Raw genomic sequence first — 19,919 nt, forward strand, 5'->3', positions numbered from 1 at the left:
CCAGGTTTATTACGCAAACAATGTTCCAAAGCAGTTAAGAGAAGTGGATCGCGCGTAGCCAGGCTGTCTGTTCACGTCAAATTGATGAACAATCTGTAAAGCCGCTGTATGAGATCAGATACGCGAGAAGTCTCTCACTCCCAGGCAGTCTTTCAGACTTGGATATCCCGGGCCACGAGATGCTGGATCAGAGTCGGTGTGTCTGTAAATACCTCCGCCTGGATCCCCAACTCCCGTGCTACATTGACATAATCTGCGATGTCATCAGTATAAAAGGCTTCTTCAGGAGCACACTGGATCTTTGAGAGTGCTAAATCAAAAATCGGCCGTTCCGGCTTGATGGCGCCCGCCTTGTAGGACGTTGCGAAATCATCAAAACGTTGCAGGACCTCGTATTCATTCCAGATGAATTCAAAATGAGAAATACAGGTATTCGACAGAAGTACCAGCCGATGCCCGCGGTCTTTCAGAGTATCCAGGACGGGAACGATGGACGCATTCAGCTCAAAAATATCTGATGCAGCCCGGACCAGATCGAGATAGGAGACGGATTGGCCTGCGGCCTCTTCAAACCACTGATGAAATTCCTCTGCCGACAACTGCCCCCGTTCAAACTCCCACTGTTTTCCCGAATCGATCAGCAGAGCTTGAATCTCCTCGCGGGTACGCCCACAAAGCGCCCCCATCTGTTCACACATTCGATCATGTGAAAAAAAGGCGAGAACATTTCCCATATCAAACAGAAAGGTACGAATCACGTTTTGACTCCGGATTTCTGGTCAGAATTCAGTTAAACGTGGCAGTTGTATGATCTCAGCCCCAGATGTACAAGACGCAAATCAGCTGCTTTTTCACCTCTGTGCTGGTCGATCTGCTTTCCTGGCACTGAAGCGGGCACCTCTTATTGACGACATCGCATAATTTGCTTAAATTGCCTGAAGATAAGAACTTGATGAGAACGTAACACGACCTGGTTCCTGTCTGTACACAAACTCTGGTTCGAACGCTGTTTCTATGCCGGCATTCGAACTGGCTTTGCAATACGTGGAGAAAATCAGATGGATTATGAAAATCAATCCTCTTACCCTTCGGGGGAACCAGGCAAAGAGTGGCCCTGCCTGCGTCAATTCTGTGTGTTTATGGAAAACCGAGTGGGGTATCTCCATCAGTTGCTGAAGCTTCTGGAAAAATTTGATCTGAGAATCATAGCTTTGAGCACCGTCGATTCGGTAGACGTCGCGATGAGTCGTATCGTTCTCGATAACTACGAGCACGCCAGGGAAATCTTCGAGCTCTCCGGTTATACCTTCTTTGAAAAAGATCTCATCGGTGTCGAATTGCCGGATGACACACAGCCTTACATGCGAATCTGTATCTCATTGCTCCAGGCAGAAGTCAACATCGACTACACTTATCCGCTGCTCTATCGCAGACATGGTAGAGGGGCGATCGCTCTGTGCGTTGATGATATCGATCTGGGAATCAGAACACTGACAGAACAGGGGCATCGCATCATCACCGAAAAAGACCTCAAAGATGATGACGAATACCTGCTCTGATACAGGCAGCATCTGACTTACAAACCGGGTATGCTTTGCCTCTTACCAGTACTGGCTGCCTCGTAACATGCGTAGATCGTCTGAATAATTCGCAAGCTCTCGCGGCTGGTGAGCAGCGGTTCTGATTCACCTGCCGCTGCCAGGACAGCCTTACGCACTGCGGGTGTATAGCCGCGCGGATCCAATGACTTCTCAAAACGATAACGCTTCCCGTTATGATTGACACTCCAATCTAACGGGCGATCGGCAAAGGGGAGCATCTCCAGCCAGCCTTTGCTTCCCCAGATTTTGATCATGGACTGATATCCCTGCTTCAGATAGAAGCCCGCGGTCAACGTCCCGAGAAATCCCGCATCATAACGCAAGGCGAATGCTGCCGAGTCTTCAACATCAAGCGGTTGACCACCGGCATTCGCCGTAAACCCGCTCACCTCGTTAATCGACGCACCTGTCAGATACATCGAAAGGTCCAGCCAGTGAATGGCAAGCCAGGACAGAAAGCCCCCACCGGCCTGATCCTTGTGCGCGTACCAGCTTCCATGATAGGCGGGTCTGGTTAAGCGGGTCTGATCCGCCAGCAGTTGCAGTTCTACACCGTAGATCTTTCCCAGCGTGCCCTCCTGGATCAGTGTGCGTGCATACTGGATCTCCGGGTTCGTCCGATTGGCCAGGGCCAGTGATAAGTTCAGATGCTTACTTTCCGCCTTCTGAACCAGTGGCTCGAACTGAGACACATTCAGACATGCGGGTTTCTCTGAAAGCACATGAGATCCCTGTTCCAGCGCCAGGTCAATCGCAGCAGGCGCCTGTCGGGCCTCCATGGTGACCAAAGCCAGTTCTGGTTTATGATTCTGAAAAAGTACTTCTGCCTGAGCATAGACTTCACTTAACTTGGCCCCCAGTTCCTTTCGCGCCAGATCAACCTGTTTTCCACTCGGGTCCGCCAAATAGACGGACTTGACGGCTTCGGTCGATTTCAACGCAGAGTAATACGCACTCAGGTGTGCCCCGGTCTCATTGGTCAACACGGCCACATCAATCTGTTTACTCATCGCAGAATTCCCTCAGATTCCCCAAGGTTAAGCGGTCCACCTGGGGGCATGACTTTGCATTTGAATCGACATCGTATATTTTATATGAATATATCCTTTCCGCTTTGTTCCTGCCAGAAGCAACTTTGATTCTGGAACAGGAAGCTGTCACATATTTCAGGACCAGTTCTTTGTTAGCAAGTCATCTCGTAGCGCCCGGTCAACTTGAACTCATTGACGTTCCCGAACCCGAATTGCCAGCCTCTCCACCTGCAGACTGTGCGGGGCAGATTATCTTTCAACCTGAGACCACCTGTCTATGTGGTTCCGATCTCCCTTATTTCAATGGCACCGACGAATGGGAAATTGAAATCGGTCACTCTCTACATGAGATGATTGGCACGGTTACCGCGACTAATGGAAACCGCTGGAAAGCAGGGGACCGCGTATTGGCTGTTCCCGTGATGCAACAGGGACTGCAGGAGCGATTTCTGCTGGATGAATCCCGCACCATTTCCATCGCAACCAACATTCCTGAGGAACATGCATTGATGGCCCAACCCCTGGGGACGGCCCTCTTCGCACTCAAAAAACTTCCCAATCTGCTGGACAAGACCGTCGCTGTAGTGGGACAGGGACCGATGGGACAACTTATGAATGCCGCCCTGAACAACATGGGTGCGCGCCAGATCATCGGCATTGATCTACTCGAATCCCGGCTGGAAGTCAGTCCCCGCATGGGCGCCACCGCCACAATTTGTAACAGGAACAACAATCCAGTCACTGCCGTCCGGGAAATATTAAAGGGAGAATTGCCCGACATCGTGATTGAGGCCGTTGGTCACGCCGATCAGCAAATAAATCTCTGCGTTGAACTCTGTCGCCAGGCTGGTCAGATTCTGGTCTTCGGGGTTCCCCCTGAGACGATCGACAATTTTCGAGTACGGGATCTGGTATTTAAAAACATTACCGTTCATTCCAGCATCAATCCGGATTTCAACCGTGACTTTCCGCTAGCGATGCAATGGCTCTCTGAAGGCCGAATTGATGTCGGTCCGATTATCACACATCGCTTCCCTCTCGCTGAAATTCAGCAGGCATTCGAACTTTTCCGCGATCGACGCGAGGGGGCTATCAAAGTCATCGTTGATTTCCCTGCGAAACAACAGGCATAATCGAACTATTCCATCACTGAATCCCCCTGACTCTGAGTTTCATAATAATGATTTCTGACAAGACCTGTCGTGTTCTTTTTTCATTGATCTTCTGTCTGCTCTTTACAACTTCCGATCTATGAGCGGAGGACCGCCCCAACATCATTTATGTGATGGCAGATGACATGGGCTACGGCGACCTGGGCTGCTACGGTCAGAAAATCATCAAGACCCCCAATATCGACCAGCTTGCTCAGCAGGGGATGCGGTTCACCAATCACTATGCGGGGCACACCGTCTGTCGTCCTTCGCGGCTGGTCCTACTCACCGGACAGCATTCGGGACACACTCCGATCAGTCAGAATGAACAGTATTATTTCCCGGAAAACACAACGACCGTCACCTCACTGTTCAAAGAACAGGGTTATGCGACGGGCGGCGTAGGAAAATGGGCCCTGGGTATTCCGGAATCAACGGGTGTTCCCAGCAAGCAGGGCTTTGATTTCTGGTTCGGCTACCTGGACCAGGGCAACGCGCATAACTTTTATCCTGAATTCCTCTGGAGCAACGAACAGGAAGTTTCATTACCGGGAAACAAGGTGGGGCCTCACAAACGGGTCTCGATCTCGCGTGAAACCTACTCGCATGATCTGCTGACCCGCGAAGCATTCAACTTTATCCGGGCGAATGCAGATAAACCTTTCTTCCTGCAGGCACATTACACAATTCCACACGCGAACAATGAAGGGGGCCGCGCTACCGGAGACGGCATGGAAGTCCCTGAATATGGCGACTACCAGGATCGCGAGTGGCCTCAGCCCGAAAAAGGCTTCGCCGCGATGGTAACCCGCCTCGACCGGGACCTGGGCCGGATGGTCGAACTGCTGAAAGAACTCAAACTGGAAAACAAGACCATCATCTTTTTCACTTCGGACAATGGTCCTCATCAGGAGGGCATGCATCAGGTGGAATTCTTCAACTCTAACGGACCGCTGAAAGGATACAAACGTGATCTGTATGAGGGAGGCATCCGGGTGCCGCTAATTGTCAAGTGGCCGGGAAAAATCAAACCGGGTACCACTTCCGATCACATCAGTGCTTTCTGGGACTTCCTGCCGACTGCCTGTGAACTGGCGGGGATCCAGCCACCGAAAAACATTGATGGCATTTCTTACCTGCCGGAACTACTGGGCCAGTCGCAACAGGCGCATGAGACGATGTTCTGGAAATATCGGGGCAAAGTGGCTCTGCGGGCTGGTAAATGGAAAGCCGTCCAGACTGGCCCCGGTAAACCGCTAGAGTTGTATAATCTCGATACGGATATCGGAGAGACTCACAATCTCGCTAAAGAACATCCCGAAATCGCCACACGCATGAAGCGACAGATCACCGCCAGTCAGTCTGCGGACTAGATGATTTCTGAAATCGGCTCGGTATGTTCAACGCCGACCAGTTTCTGATCCAGTCCGCCGTAAAAGTAAGACAGGCGATTCGGATCAAGGCCCATCTGATGCAGGATCGTCGCGTGCAGTCGTTTGACATGGAATGGTTTCTCCACGGCGGCAGCGCCGAGTTCATCGGTTGCCCCCACGGAAGTTCCGCCTTTGATTCCACCGCCCGCAGTCCACATGGTGAATCCGAAGGAGTTATGATCGCGGCCGGTTCCTTTCGCGTATTCTGCAGTGGGCTGACGTCCGAATTCGCCCCCCCATACAATCATAGTCTCATCGAACAGGCCCCGTGCTTTGAGATCCTTGATCAGCGCTGCGATCGGCTGATCGGTATTCCCGGCATGATAGCTGTGATTCTTGACCAGATCCCCATGGGCATCCCAGTTAGCATCATTATGATTTCCGCCTGAGTAGAGCTGAATAAAACGTACTCCGCGTTCGACCAGACGCCGGGCCAGGAGGCAGCGTCTGCCAAAATCAGCAGTCCGGGGATTGTTCAGCCCGTACATATCCTGAGTCTGTTGGGTCTCTGAAGCCAGATCTGCTGCTTCTGGTGCGTGTTGTTGCATCTTGAAAGCCAGTTCATAGCTGGCGATCCGGGCCGCCAGTTCCGAATTCCCGGCCCGGGTTGCTTCATGCTTTTCATTGGCCGTTTTCAGCGCATCCAGCAGTTCTCGCTGAACGGCTCTGCTCATGCCTGCGGGTCGTCGCAGGTCTACCAGTGGTGCTCCCTTGGAACGCATTGTCGTCCCCTGATAAGTGGCCGGCATAAAACCGCTGGACCAGTTCTTGGCGCCGCTGATCGGTCCACCTGTCGGATCGAGCATCACCACGTAGCCGGGCAGATTTTCATTCTCGCTTCCCAGACCATAGTTCAGCCAGGAGCCGAGGCTGGGGAACCCGCTCAAAATGCGTCCTGAATTCATCATCAACATGGCTGAGCCATGGATTGGAGAATCCGCGGTCATTGACTTGAGAAATGCAATATCGTCGACGCAGGTCGCCAGATGCGGAAACAGATCCGAAACCCATTGCCCCGATTGGCCATACTGTTTGAACTTCCATTTGGGACCGACGACGCGTCCTTCGTTCTTTTCGCCGCCGCGTCCCTTGGTTTTGACGGGTATCGTCTTCCCGTCCAAACCATACAACTTAGGCTTATGATCGAACGTATCGACATGGCTCGGGCCACCGTACATGAACAGGAAGATTACGCTCTTCGCTTTGGGTTTGAAGTGGGGATCTTTGGGTGCCAGAGGATTCCGGAACTGACTTACTCCGTCAGCGGCGACCGCCTGAGAATTCAGAAACCCATCCGCGGACAACATCCCGGTTAAGGCGACTGATCCAAATCCGCCTCCCGCTTCCCACAGGAATTCCCGCCGTGTTCGTCGGCAAAACTGGGCATGTCCGGCTGGCTGTTGGGGTTGCTGTTCTAAGCTCATATCCTGATCCTTTATACGCTCTCAGGCTCTCTCAAACCCGTTATATCAATATCGTAATATCAAAATCTTAATCGAGATAAACAAACTCATTACGGTTTAAGATCGTCAGGCAGAAATAGTCCCGGGCCTGTCTCTCTGATAACTGGTGTTTGTCAATCAGGCTCTTAATAAGATGAACTCCCCGATCCACCTCACCGGGCTGGGGTTGACGACCATAGGCGAGGCGAATTGCCCGTGCTACGAATGCCGGGTATTCCGGTCCCGCCTCCTTGAGCAGTCGTTCGGTCAGGTGTTCTGCCTGACTGTTGACAAAGGCACCGTTAATCATCCCCAGTGCCTGTGCCGGCTGGGTCGTCACAAAGCGCACAGCACAGCTGCTGTCGGTATCGGCAAAGTCAAAATTGAAGAGCAGGGGAGTCAGCAGCGAACGTTTGACGAAAATATAGATACTTCGCCGCGCCCGTTCTTCTTCCGACGAATCTCCCCAACCCTGTCCCGGTTTCGACTGCCCCTGCATGACCTCTTTAGAAATCTGTGGATAAAAGCCCGGTCCGTACATTTTTGAATTCAAGCGTCCATTGACCGCCAGGATACTGTCGCGGACTTCCTCAGCACTCAATCGTCGCATATTGAACCGCCAGAACAGATCATTAGCCGGGTCGACGGCAGCCGCTTCTTCCGAGAATTGAGAGGACATCTGATAGGTATTCGACAGCATGATCAGCTTGTGCAAGGCTTTGAACCGCTGTCCCTCATCATTAAATTTCAGCGAGAGCCAGTCCAGCAGCTCCGGATGAGTCGGTGGGACCCCCAGCTGTCCGAAGTTATTGGGTGACTGCACGATTCCCCGACCAAAGTGATGCTGCCAGATCCGGTTCACGATGACCCGCGAAGTCAGCAGATTATCCTGATCGGCGATCCAATCAGCCAGTACGCGTCTGCGACCGGAGGTTTTCTGCTCCGCAGAGGGTTTGGGAATCGTCGCCTGCTCACCCCCGAAGATCTCGGGAAACCCGGGCTGGACCGGATCCCCTTTCACATGCGGATTTCCCCGCAGTAGAACGAACGTTTCTCGGGGTTCTTTGAGGCTGCGACTGACACTCAGCGCCATCTTGCGGGGAGGCAGTTTTTTCCGCTCCGCATTCAGTTCCTGCATTTCGGACTGCATCTTCTGATAGTCCTGCATCTGAGCAGGCTCCAGAAACTGTGCCAGTTTTTCTTCCAGTAACTTTTTGCGTTCCCTGGTCTCAGAACGCCGCTGATCGACGCCCGACATTTTTTTGATGCCTGTCTCTTCAATCGCACGCATTTTCTGCTTCAGCTCGCCCTGTTTTTCGTCCAACTCTGCATAGCGGGTGACCAGCTTCGTCCCCGTGATGTCAGTCTGGTTGTAAGAGAGTTGATCAGAGCGGATCCCGTATGAGTTCAGACCATGAAAAAACGCCATAAAGCGGTAATAGTCTTCATGGGGAATCGGGTCGATTTTATGTTCGTGACAGCGGGCACAGTTCAGTGTCAGTCCCAGAAACACTTGACTCGTCGTGGTGACGATATCATCCAGCTCATTGTAGTAACTCAAGAGTGGGTCAGCCGGCTCATCGTCCCAGAGCCCCAGTCGATAATAGCCGGTGGCGATAATAGAATCATTAGTCACTTGATCCAGTTCGTCCCCTGCCAGTTGTTCTTTAATGAACTGGTCGTAGGGTTTGTCTTCGTTCAGGGAGCGGATGACATAATCCCGGAAACGCCAGGCATTGGGTTTGTTACCATCCCGTTCATAACTGTTGGTATCAGCATAGCGGACCAGGTCCAGCCAGTGCCGCGCCCAGCGTTCTCCATAGTGAGGCGAATCCAGCAGGCGGTCAATTATTTTTTCGTAGGCATCAGGAGCAGGATTGTTGACAAACTGATCGACTTCCTCGGGAGTGGGAGGCAGCCCGGTCAGATCAAAATATGCCCGACGAATCAGTGCGACCCGGTCTGCAGGTGGTGCAGGGGAGAGCCCCTTCTGTTCCAGTTTTCTCAGGATGAACGCATCAATTGGATTTTGAACCCATTCCTGGTTCTGGGTGGCGGGTGGTGCCTGCTTTCGGGGAGGCTCAAAGGCCCAGTGTTTTTTCCATTCTGCGCCCTGGGAGATCCAGTTTTTCAGCAGTTCCACCTGGGCCGGCTTGAGCTGCTCTCCTTCCGGGGGCATCTGCAGTCCATCATCCCGGGGGGAAATCCGGGCAATCAATTCACTCTGTTCCGGATGCCGGGGAACAATCGCCGTTGCTTCCGACTCAAGTTTTTTGAACGCTTCATCGCTTTGATCCAGCCGCAGCCCCCCTTCCTGTACATCAGGACCATGGCAGGAATAACAGTGCTTTGCTAATAGCGGTTGGATCTCCTGGGTAAAATCCACGGGAGGCTGTGAAGAAGACTTTGCAGGGGTGGTCTTCGTCTCTGCATCGACTTCTGCAGTGAACCCCAAAGTGAGACTGAGGAGAATCCCCCAGCAGAGCATCTGAATTAAACATGGTCTGTTTCTCAAGCGACTGGATTCCGGCATTTAGATTTCTCTCTCCCGACATTGTCGTGATCATGGAATGATCTCAGCATTTTCCAGATGTCATAGTAATTCTCAGTTCAATTTATTCTATTCTCAATCATTCCATAAATGAATGTCAATTCAACAATAAACTAACCTAAGTTATTTCCCTCGCAGTGATTTGTGTTCATTTTCTTCCGCAATCTGAGGCGACACCCTTGAAAGTAGTCTGTCTGTAACTCGACGGATTGTGCTATAATGGTGACATCTGTAATCACAGACGCGCTTTGACACTGGCATCTGTTTTTGCCCCCGAGGAGAATTTGCAGGATGAAACGAATCAATCCTCCATTCTCAGGGCGTTCTCCCCTGAAGAGTGTCACTGCCAGACTGCTTCCAGCAGTCGCCCTCCTGTTGATCGGGCCTTGTACGTATCTTCTCTCACAAGATGAACCAGCCCGGCAGCTCCTGCTGGCGTTTCTGGATCCTCCTGAACAGGCCGTTCCTGAACAAAGTGAACCTGATCCCGACGCGATTTCTGAAGATCGGGAAGCCTTGATTCACCGGATCTACCGAAATCGAAGTCTGCGGACACAGTTCGAACGTGCAGAACAGAAATTCAACGAACGGGAATTCACCGAGGGCGCCCTGCAGTTGGAAAAGCTGCTCGACCATCAGGAAGACTATTTTTTCTGGCCCGATAATGCGAAACAGCCATTCAATTTTCGCAAACGGACTCGGGAACTCCTTTCCACTGCCAATCCCCGGGACCTCGCCGATTATGAACGTATCTCAGGTCCTCAGGCTAATGGAATGCTGGAGCAGGCACGAGAGTCAGAGGACCTGCGCCTCTTTGAGCAGGTCATCTTACGCTTTTATCCCCTCCGGGCCGGATTTGAAGCCATCGATTATCTGGGGACCCGGCATCTGGAGCAGGGGAATTTCGAGTTTGCTTCACGCTATTGGGATCTGCTTCTTGAGAGCCGCATCCATCAGTCCCGCATGAAACCAGTTCACTTTCTCAAAGCAGCAGTCGCTTATCAGCAATCTGACCAACAGGAAAAGGTCACTCGGATCCTGTCCCGTAAAAGTAAAGCTGAGGTTACTCTGGGCGGCGTGACATACCGATTACCGCAGGCGATGGAACGACTCGCTCTGAACCTGCAAAACAGCCCACGTAGACCCGCCGATCGTGGCTGGTTGATCTCCCAGGGTAACTCGCAACGAAACCAGTCTGTTGAATCGAGCGTTCCTTACTTTAAGGCCGACTGGAGCCAGCCGATTGCGCGTACTGAAAAATATCGTGCCCTCGAGTATCTGATTAATTGGGAGCGAAAGCAGCAGCGCGAGAATCAGTCGACTGCTGTCGCGAATGTTCCGATTGCAGTCGATAATCTGATTATCTATCGTGATTTTAAAGGGGTTAGAGCCGTTGATATCGATTCGGGTGAGACTGCCTGGTTGTTTCAGAGTGCCGGCAGCCTCAATCAGTTGATCGATCAGGTCGACGAACGCACTCCCGGTCATGCCGCCTATTCCCAGAACCTGTCACTGGAGAAATTCTACACCTGTAACTCGATTTACGGCACGCTTTCCAGTAACGGCCACGCAGTTTTTGCCGTGGACTACATTCCCGATCAGCTCCCCCCAGCCGAGAGAAACATCGGCCTGCGTCGCAATACAACTCATTTCCCTCTAGTCTCACAAAAAGGCAACCGGCTGGTAGCGCTTCCCGTCAAACGAAAGCCAACTGCAGCCGACGGGTTAACCGCGATTCGAGCTCCTTCACAGGATCCTCAACCAGAAACCACGTTTCCGGTGAAACCACTGTGGAGTATTTCCGGCTATTATTTCCTGGGTGCGCCGCTACCGGTTGGAAACTACCTGTATGCGATCGCCGAGCATAACAGCCAGCTTTCTGTGCTCTGTATTAACCCACACAACGGCTCGATTTTCTGGAAACAGGGGCTGGCTTACGTCGATCAGCCGATTTATTCAGATCGCGAGCGATCATGGCAGCAGGCACCGCTGGCCTCTAGTGAGGGGATCATTGTCTGTACAACACAGATCGACACCGTAGTCGCCTTGGATGCTACAAACGGCGACCTGCTCTGGAGCTATTATTACGGTGAAGGGGATAACTCCCGTCGGATCGCTCAGAAACGCTATTATCGCCCGGTGAGTTTCGGACATCCCGGACTCACGAGTGCCCCAGTGATCTCCGGCAACCGCGTCTTCTACCTTCCCAGTGGCTCCCCCTACATTCACTGTATTGACCTGCAAACAGGACTCCCCCTGTGGGAAGAAGTCAATCGAGAGGATGGCGAACTGATCGCTGCCGTAGTCGATGAGACCGTGCTGGTGCTCGGGTCTGACTACTGCCGCGGTCGGCATATCGAGGATGGTCGAGAGCTCTGGCATCTGCAGGTAGGACCAGTTTCCGGCATCGGTTTTCTTTCTCAGGAGAACTATCTGCTGCCGACCAGAGCAGGGCATGTGCTCAAAATCCATGTTCCCACCGGAAAGGAAGCGGGCTTCTCCCTCAGCAATACGAATCAGATTTCAAGTATCTTGAACCACGAGTTTAAACAGGACCTGCAAGAGGGTGCAGCCTATGCTTATGAGGTCGTCAAGCGGAATGGGGAGCCATCTCCTTCAGAGCAGAAACAGCATGACTGGGCTCCCGGAAATATCATTGCCCATCGTGGGCGGATTATTTCGCTGGGTCTCTGGCAGATCGATGCGTTTCCCCAGGCCGAATCGATGCTGGCCAGCCTGCCTGACAATCAGCAGTCGTTATCCCCTCAACAGAAACAGATCGACCAACTGCTCAAAGCCGAACTCGAACTCGCCCTGGGTAACCTGACCGGTGCCCAGCGTCGCCTGGAGTCTCTCTTATCCAACCAGTCAGTCCCAGACATTCAGGATCGTTCCACCGCTCTGCTGCGGGAACTGCTCTATGCCGAACTCAATCGTAGTGGTCAGAGTGAGGCGGAACTTCTAAGCAAGCTGGAATCGCTGGCCCAGACACCTCTGGAGCGGGGACGCTTCCTGTCTCGTAAATCGAAGTATCTGCTGGACCAGGAAGACTACCATGGGCTGATGCAGGTCGCTGAGGACTTCAAAAAAATTGAGGTCAATCAGCCGCTGGCCATGGCGGGAGACACACATCATCTGGTCACCGTACAAAGCCTGATCGCCGGGCTGATGCAGCGGATCGCAGACAAAGCAGATCAGAATGACCAGGCAACGCTGAACTCCATTATTATCGAAGATCAACAGTCGGCCTTGCAGGGAGCGACCACCGCAGAACTTCAGGCTTTTCTGGACACCTACGGCAGCTGGTCACAGGCAGTAGCAGTACGGAGTACACTGGCCCAAAAAATGATGCAGTCCGGACAGATTCAACAGGCGGAATTTCTACTGATGCAGAACCACGCCGATGCGAATCCCCATGTTGCCGCAGAAGCGGCCCGGCAGTTGCTTGAGCTTTGGGAAGCAGTTGGCCTACCTCATGAGGCGGCGGGACTCCTGAAAGAGCTCAATGAGAAGTATGCGAACATCCCGCTGGAGAATGGACTCACCGGAGCAGAATACGTCGCACGTTATGACCGAGGGTCTGCCGCCTGGTCGATCTATCAGGCCATGCAGCCTTTGCGAGATAACGTAACCCGGGTTAATATTCGTCAAAGCGACGTCGCTGCTCCCGCACCGCAAATCGCGGCTACCTACCGAAACTATGAACGAAAGTTTCTGCCGCCACCAGAGATCTCACAGTTGTTACTGAAACAGGGCTCTCTGCTCACTGTGGTTAATCGTCACGCTGGTCAATCGATCGGCCAGGTGAAAGTCTCGGACCGGATTTCCTATCCCTATCATTCGCGAAATACGCGCGTGGGTCATTTTATTCCCCTGGGAAGCAGTCATAAAATTCATGGTGTTTCACTGCTACAGTTGGAGGATGATGTTTCAGAGCCTCTCTGGACCACCGAATTCGATGATCTGAATAACTCACAATCGCTGTTTTATGTCGGTCCCTCCGGACCTCGCGTCTGTGTCTTTCAGTGGGGCAACCGTCTGTTCGGTTTGAATCCTGCCAATGGAAAAGTGCTCTGGGAGCGGAAGAACATCCCTTCCAAATCCGGTTTCCTCAGTGATTCCAGCAAGGGACTTGTCGGTGATCAGGAAGCGATTGTCGCTTTCAGCATCAATCGTACGAATTACGATGTTTACAGCGCCATCACTGGAGAACGGATTCGCCAGGGAGAACTTGAGCTCAACAGCCGCATTCGACACGTATTTGGTCGCAAGCTGTTTTATGAAACCACTTCCACAACCGAAAAGCGAGTCCGCCTCTGGGATCCGCTGACTGATCGACTGCTTCTCGATGAGCCGGTGGACAACTCCGGTTTCTCTACACAGATCTCCGATACCGAGCTGGCGATTCTGCTGCCTCCGAACCGGCTGCGAGTTCTGAATGTGGAATCAGGCGAGACCATGATCGAGACCGACATCCCTGATGAATATCTCAAAAACCTCAACAAGTTCATCGGCTTTTCCGACCATGGCCGCTATTACTTTAATTTCTCTTACACCACGCCGCGCCGTCGCACTCCGCAGAATGATTTCTTCATCAGTGACTCATTCCTGAATGTCGTGCACATCGATAATGACCTGCTGAGCATTGATAAGCAGTCCGGCAAAATCCTCTGGAACCGCAATCTGCCTAAACGCTCCTGGATCGACACATCCCAGTACCAGTTGCCTTTCCTGATCTTCATGAGCAAGATCCGTACGGAATCCCGGACCCGGAGTTATTCGTTCCTGTTCGAAATTCTTGACACCCGGACAGGCAAGACCATCGGCTTCAAGGATAACATCCTCAAGGACACGATTTTGCAGATGCAGATCGACCCCCGCTTGCGGAAGATTATCCTGCAGGGGATGCACAGTGCAGTGGAAATTGATTACCAGAACCCAACCCGGGGACTGGAGAATCTGCTGGACTCTCCGTTGTAATAGTGCCTTAGTGCAGGCTGCCGTCAAAAGCCCTGTTTTCGGAACCAGTGGCCGTGAAATTCAGGAATACCGGAGCCTCGATCATCCGGATGCTTGACCCGAACCTCACTCCAGTTTAGTCTGTCATAATCTTGAATTCGCGGCTGTCGTATAATGGTATTACCCCAGCTTCCCAAGCTGGTGACGAGGGTTCGATTCCCTTCAGCCGCTTTTTTCTCTAACAGACTCAGGTGGTCTAAAAAAGCTCGACTAACTTCTAGCTTTTTACCTGCCGCTGATCTTCCCCGCGGATCTGTGCCAGCTGTTTGGAAACGGCAGAGAAGGGGACTTCGTGAGGCATTTTGTCTGAAGTCGCCGCCACAGCTGATGCGACTCCGGCTGCTTCTCCCATCGCGACTGCATTCCCGGTGACCCGGTAACTACTGTGCGCGATGAAGTCACCGCTGATACAGCGTCCAGCCATCATCAGGCCGTTCACATCCCGGGCGATCAGAGCCCTCAGCGGAATGTCATAGGGTTTCGATTTGAATGGTTTCTTTTCAATCGCCTTGGTTTTACCCGGGTTGGTGGAATGCACGTCGATTCCAAATCGGACATGACAGATTCCGTCATCAAAACGGGCACCGTTTTTCAGATCCTCACTCGAAACGTAATAACGCCCCAGAATGCGACGTCCTTCACGCGTTCCGATCTGTTCTGCGGTCGCGATAATTTCGAGATTGGTCCAGGGATCCCCCAGTTTCTTGAGGCTGTTGACCAGCTTGTGTACTTCTCGACGTGCCTGCAGGGTTGCGTCGGTAACGTGAGCAGCATCGATCGAAAGTGTTCCATATTCATGGTTGGCCATCATCGCAAACAGTCCATCCCGCACACGGAAGATTGTCGGTCCACCGTAAGAGGGATCCACACCGGCACGCTGAAATTCTGCCAGCAGGTTCTTCTTGGGATTCCCCAGCTTGCGGGGCTCGGCATCGCCACGAACGAACTGGGCGATCCCATCTGTCGTTACGCCGGTCAGCAATACCATCAGACTCATCGGCTGGGTGAGCCCGGTACCGGGCTGGCCGAACTCATAGCCACAGCCGGCCTGTGCCGCCATGTCGCCGTCACCGGTACAGTCAATGAATGACTTCGCCCGCCAGGCCTGTCGACCCGACTTCGATTCAGTGACAATTAGCGACAGACGATTGTTGATGTCTGTCACAGCCCCGACCACGCGGGTATGCAGCTGAATCTTGACTCCCGCTTCCAGCAGCATGTCTTCGAGCAGGAGCTTGGTTTTTTCGGTGTCGTAGGCAACCGACCCGTTATTCAAGACATTGCTGGCATCACGTTCTTCGAGTTTTTCCAGAATCTCGTGCATGATGCCCGGCTTCTTCTGCGCATCGATAATCAGTGTCAACGCACCAGCAGTCCAGACACCTCCCACACAGCCATTCACTTCCAGCAGACGGGTTTTGGCTCCGCTGCGTGCTGCTGCCAGGGCTGCGGCAAAACCGGCCGGGCCACCACCACAGACAATCACATCGTCTTCTTCCTGGATGGGAATATTCCGGGCGGCTTCGTGAAAGATCTTCCCGTCAGGGGAAACCCAACCGCGGGTACGAACATGTTGTGCGGTGGAGTTCCAGACCGATTGCCCGCCTCCATCCAGAATCAGCGTATTCGAGGGACGCGTCACGCCATCAACCAGGGGTTGTTTGTCAGCCGCACTGGCTGCCCCCGTCAGAAAGGCGGCAGTTCCACCGGCCAGATATTTTCCAAAATTGCGGCGGTCTATCTTCTTGTCTGCCATGTCAGGCTCCTCATATATACTGATGTCTGGATGCAGTTGAAACGGGGCTGGCTCTTAGCCGTGAATGCGCCGTTGAACTTCCGCCACGATATCATCGATGGGAATTCGCTCCTGTTTCAGCGAATCACGATCACGCATGGTCACACAGTTATCCTGTTCGGTATCCCCATCCACTGTCAAGCAGAAAGGTGTTCCGATCTCGTCCTGACGCCGATAACGACGCCCGATTGCTCCCTGCTGATCGTAGACGGCCTGGATTCCAGCCTTTTTCAACTTCCCGTAAATGTCGGCAGCAACTTCCGGCATGCCCGCTTTTTTGATCAGTGGGAATACGGCTGCTTTCACCGGTGCCAGTTTGGGATGGAACTGCATGACAGTACGAGACTGCATCTCCCCCTTATCATCGGGTTGTTCGTCTTCATAGTACGCTTCACACAGGAACGCCAGAGTGGCCCGGTCGGCCCCAGCAGCGGGTTCAATCACGTGGGGAATGAACCGTTCGCGCGTCTGATCGTCAAAGTAGGTCAGATCTTTTCCACTTCCTTTGTACTTAGGCTGACCATGCTCGTTCTTTTCAACCACCAGCTGATCGCCTTCACGGACCAGTTTTCCTTCCATGTGAGAACGCAGGTCAAAATCACCACGGTGGGCAATCCCTTCCAGTTCTCCGTATTCGTTTTCTTCCATGAAGGGGAAGGCGTATTCGACATCCGCCGTCCCGACGGAGTAGTGCGCCAGCTCTTCCTGCGTATGGTCGCGGAGAATCAGATTCTCAGGGTTAATCCCGTGCTGAATATACCAGTTGTATCTGCGGTCGCGCCAGTACTGATACCATTCGAAGGATTCATCCGGATGACAGAAGAACTCCATTTCCATCTGTTCGAATTCGCGCGAACGGAAGGTGTAGTTCCGCGGCGTGATTTCGTTACGGAAACTCTTTCCGATCTGGGCGATCCCGAACGGCACCTTCACGCGACCACTGTCGACGACATTCTTGAAGTTCACGAACATCCCCTGTGCGGTTTCCGGACGAAGAAAGGCGGTTCCTTCTTCGCCCGAGAGGGCACCGATGATTGTTTTGAACATCAGGTTGAACTCACGGGGCTCAGTCAATTCGCCTCCGGTATCCGGACAGCGGGCTTCCAGTTTTCCGGTCGCGGGAATGCCAGCATTTCCCAGCATTTTCGCGTATTCCATCAGGTTACAAACCGAAATCTGCGGCTCTTCGCTGTTAGAAAGATTATTGTCTTTCTCATATTCAGCAATTGCTTTTTCCAGCCGCTTGCGTTTGGTTTTAGAGAGACCTTCCTCACCGATGTCCGCCATATAAGTTTCACAGGCGACCGGTTTCTGATCGGAAGCATAAGCGACTGCAACCGAAACATGGTCTACGCGGAAGCGAGTCTTGGACTCTTTGGAATCCACCATGAAGTCGTGGAACAGATCGAAGTGCCCCGAACTTTTCCAGACGCTGGGATGCATGATAATTGTGGTTTCGACCCCGGTCATGCCGAATGGTTTAGGAGCACCTTCCGGCGCAATCAGTTCGTTGTGTGTCGTGATCATATCGGACCACCAGGCTTCACGGACATTCCGCTTGAGTTCGACTCCCAATGGGCCGTAATCCCAGAATCCCTGCAATCCGCCATAGATCTCAGAAGACTGAAAAACAAACCCGCGTCGTTTACACAACGCTACAATCTTTTCCATCTCTTTTTTCATTGATTTGGTCTTTCCATACTGTCTTATACAGACATACTCAACTTCAGATTAAACAGAAATCGGTTTGAAAATCATATTAGTTCAGCCGGCTGAAAACGTAATCAGGCCGGTCTGGTGATCAAATTCAGGGACTTGTGAAATCAGTCCACGCTGGCAACATAGTTGAATATCCTCTTCAAAGCCACGCCGAATCAGGTTGCGGCCTCCCAGGCTGGCGCGCACTCCCTGTAACAGGCCGTCTGGCTGCTGGATCTGTGTCTGGTAATGATCGATCACGATCCGTGTGGAATCGTCCAATACCAGATCCTGCTCGCACTGCTCGACCAGCTCGGATGCAATCGCACCGGCACAGAGACAGTCCTCTCCCGTGACGACACCATCCGTTCCGGCACAGACCAGATAGATCAGCCCGTCACTCGCTTTGAGAATTTTCAGCAATGCGTCCAGATTAAGAAACGCCCCAATCAGGATTCGTCGCGCCTGGATGGCCCGTTTCAGTGCCCGTGTGCCGTTACTGGTCGTGAAGACAATCTTTCTGTCCTGTACCACGTCAGCAGGATAGCGGGCCGGGGAATTATCCAGATCGAAGCCTTCAATCTGAATCCCTTTGCGTTCGCCTCCGAGCAGAACCTGCTCGCCTGCAGACCGGAGTTGCGCTGCCAGTTCACGGGCCTCGTCGATTTCCTGACACGGAATGATCGCCTCGGCTCCGGAATTCAGCGCGTAGGTCATCGTGGACGAAGCACGCAGAATATCCAGAATTACAGCGACACTCCCTGAAAACTCTTCAGGTTGTGACAAGACAGGTAAAAAGCAGGTTCGTATCTCGGCAGGCATGGCTCGTACTGTCGGTTGCGCTTTCCTTCAGATGAACAACAGGACTCAGCGAGCCTTGTCGGAAATATCCTTGCGGCACCAGGCACCATCCCAGCGGATGCACTTCACAGCCTGGTAGGCTTTCAACTTGGCATCGCTGATCGAATCACCAATCGCGGTGACTCCCAACACACGCCCGCCATCGGTGACAACCTGCTCATCCTGCATGGTTGTCCCTGCATGAAAGACTTTCGTATCTGCCAATGCTGCCGCTTCATCCAGGCCGCGAATGACTTTCCCTTTTTGGTAATCGCCGGGATAACCTTCAGCGGCCATCACCACACAAACGGTTGGACGTTCGTCCCACTCCAGTGGCTCGATATCGTCCAGACGCTCTTCCGCGGCTGCGAGCAGGAGTTCTCCCAGATCGGTCTTGAGCCGCATCAGAACCGGCTGTGCTTCGGGATCACCAAATCGCACGTTGAATTCCAGCACCTTCGGTCCCTGGTTGGTGATCATCAGACCGGCGTAGAGAATCCCGTTAAAGGGACGATCTTCAATTTTCATGACGTTGACCATCGGCACCAGAATCTTTTCGATGATCTCGCTCATCAATGAATCAGTAACCAGTGGTGCAGGGCTGTAAGCTCCCATGCCTCCCGTATTGGGGCCTTTGTCTCCATCGTAGGCTGCTTTGTGATCCTGAGAAGTTTCAAGGGGAATAATCGTCGAACCGCTGACGATTGCCAGAATACTGACTTCCTGGCCAATCAGTTTCTCTTCGATGATGACGGTTTTGCCTGCATCGCCGAACTCTCTGATTTTCATCAGCGACCTGATGGCACCCAGTGCTTCCTGTTTTGTGTCACAGATCAGCACACCTTTGCCCGCAGCCAGACCGTCTGCCTTAATCACCAGCGGCTGTTCTTCGCGGTCTTCAACAAAGGCCTCGGCCGCCTCAAAGTTATTGAATGTTTCTGATTTCGCTGTGGGAACATTCGCCTTCCACATCATCTGCTTGGCGAACGATTTACTGCCTTCCAGCTCTGCAGCCGCCTTGGAAGGACCAAACACCGGAATGCCTTCCTTCCGCAGGGCATCTGCCAGACCTGCGACCAGTGGCACTTCGGGGCCGATAATCGCCAGGTCGATGGCTTCTTCTTTTGCAAACGCGACCATACGGGGGATATCCGAAACACTGATATCCACATTCGTTCCATCCAGACAGGTGCCAGCATTACCCGGAGCACAAAAGACCTGGGAGACGGATTCGGACTGAGCCAGTTTCCAGACCAGAGCATGTTCCCGACCACCCTGACCAACCACTAACACTTTCATCGTTCTCAATACCTGCTTGTTATTCAACGTCTAAAAAATAATCAGGGCTCCAGTCCTGC

At 52.7% G+C, this 19,919-nt stretch carries 12 protein-coding genes and 1 tRNA gene; 5 read left to right on the forward strand and 8 right to left on the reverse strand.

Annotation, left to right across the window (positions count from 1 at the left end; genetic code table 11):
* Nucleotides 1-152 precede the first annotated feature (152 nt).
* Nucleotides 153-758, reverse strand: coding sequence for an HAD family hydrolase (locus RID21_RS02495; RefSeq protein WP_350187023.1), 606 nt, complete (start codon nucleotides 756-758; stop codon nucleotides 153-155).
* 300 nt (nucleotides 759-1,058) lie between these two features.
* Here RID21_RS02495 and RID21_RS02500 point away from each other — a divergent pair, with 300 nt between their 5' ends.
* Nucleotides 1,059-1,559, forward strand: coding sequence for an ACT domain-containing protein (locus RID21_RS02500; protein WP_350187024.1), 501 nt, complete (start codon nucleotides 1,059-1,061; stop codon nucleotides 1,557-1,559).
* Between the two features lie 17 nt (nucleotides 1,560-1,576).
* On the opposite strand, the gene RID21_RS02505 is transcribed toward RID21_RS02500, so the two are convergent.
* Nucleotides 1,577-2,611, reverse strand: a complete 1,035-nt coding sequence (locus RID21_RS02505) for a Gfo/Idh/MocA family protein (RefSeq protein WP_350187025.1) — start codon at nucleotides 2,609-2,611, stop codon at nucleotides 1,577-1,579.
* A gap of 170 nt (nucleotides 2,612-2,781) precedes the next feature.
* Between RID21_RS02505 and RID21_RS02510 the strand changes: the two genes are divergently transcribed.
* Together RID21_RS02510 and RID21_RS02515 are read left to right on the forward strand one after the other, a co-directional pair.
* Entirely contained in the window at nucleotides 2,782-3,765 is a 984-nt protein-coding gene (locus RID21_RS02510; RefSeq protein WP_350187026.1) for a zinc-dependent alcohol dehydrogenase, read from the forward strand.
* 143 nt (nucleotides 3,766-3,908) lie between these two features.
* Entirely contained in the window at nucleotides 3,909-5,156 is a 1,248-nt protein-coding gene (locus RID21_RS02515; RefSeq protein ID WP_350187289.1) for an arylsulfatase, read from the forward strand.
* On the opposite strand, the gene RID21_RS02520 is transcribed toward RID21_RS02515, so the two are convergent.
* Nucleotides 5,153-6,640: a DUF1501 domain-containing protein gene (locus RID21_RS02520; protein ID WP_149345642.1), complete on the reverse strand. Its 1,488-nt coding sequence runs from the start codon at nucleotides 6,638-6,640 to the stop codon at nucleotides 5,153-5,155. The genes RID21_RS02515 and RID21_RS02520 overlap by 4 nt on opposite strands.
* A 67-nt stretch (nucleotides 6,641-6,707) precedes the next feature.
* Nucleotides 6,708-9,146 (reverse strand): PSD1 and planctomycete cytochrome C domain-containing protein, encoded by a 2,439-nt coding sequence (locus RID21_RS02525; protein WP_350187027.1) that lies wholly within the window; start codon nucleotides 9,144-9,146, stop codon nucleotides 6,708-6,710.
* Nucleotides 9,147-9,500: 354 nt separating this feature from the next.
* Between RID21_RS02525 and RID21_RS02530 the strand changes: the two genes are divergently transcribed.
* Complete coding sequence (locus RID21_RS02530; RefSeq protein WP_350187028.1) at nucleotides 9,501-14,189, forward strand: outer membrane protein assembly factor BamB family protein; 4,689 nt, start codon at nucleotides 9,501-9,503, stop codon at nucleotides 14,187-14,189.
* 139 nt (nucleotides 14,190-14,328) lie between these two features.
* Nucleotides 14,329-14,399 (forward strand) — tRNA-Gly (locus RID21_RS02535).
* Nucleotides 14,400-14,445: 46 nt separating this feature from the next.
* Here RID21_RS02535 and RID21_RS02540 read toward each other — a convergent pair.
* The 4 genes from RID21_RS02540 to purD form a co-directional block, all read right to left on the reverse strand.
* Nucleotides 14,446-15,984 carry an FAD-dependent oxidoreductase gene (locus RID21_RS02540; protein WP_350187029.1) on the reverse strand — a complete coding sequence of 513 codons (1,539 nt, stop codon included), beginning with the start codon at nucleotides 15,982-15,984 and terminating at the stop codon, nucleotides 14,446-14,448.
* Between the two features lie 54 nt (nucleotides 15,985-16,038).
* A complete protein-coding gene (locus tag RID21_RS02545) occupies nucleotides 16,039-17,694 on the reverse strand; it encodes a glycine--tRNA ligase (protein WP_350187030.1) in 1,656 nt (551 codons plus the stop codon).
* A gap of 93 nt (nucleotides 17,695-17,787) precedes the next feature.
* Nucleotides 17,788-18,543, reverse strand: a complete 756-nt coding sequence (locus tag RID21_RS02550; protein WP_350187031.1) for a 2-phosphosulfolactate phosphatase — start codon at nucleotides 18,541-18,543, stop codon at nucleotides 17,788-17,790.
* A 45-nt stretch (nucleotides 18,544-18,588) separates the two neighbouring features.
* Nucleotides 18,589-19,869 (reverse strand): phosphoribosylamine--glycine ligase, encoded by a 1,281-nt coding sequence (purD, locus tag RID21_RS02555; protein WP_502892603.1) that lies wholly within the window; start codon nucleotides 19,867-19,869, stop codon nucleotides 18,589-18,591.
* Nucleotides 19,870-19,919 lie beyond the last annotated feature (50 nt).

It is taken from the genome of Gimesia sp. (assembly GCF_040219335.1).
In the GTDB taxonomy this organism is placed as follows: Bacteria; Planctomycetota; Planctomycetia; order Planctomycetales; family Planctomycetaceae; genus Gimesia.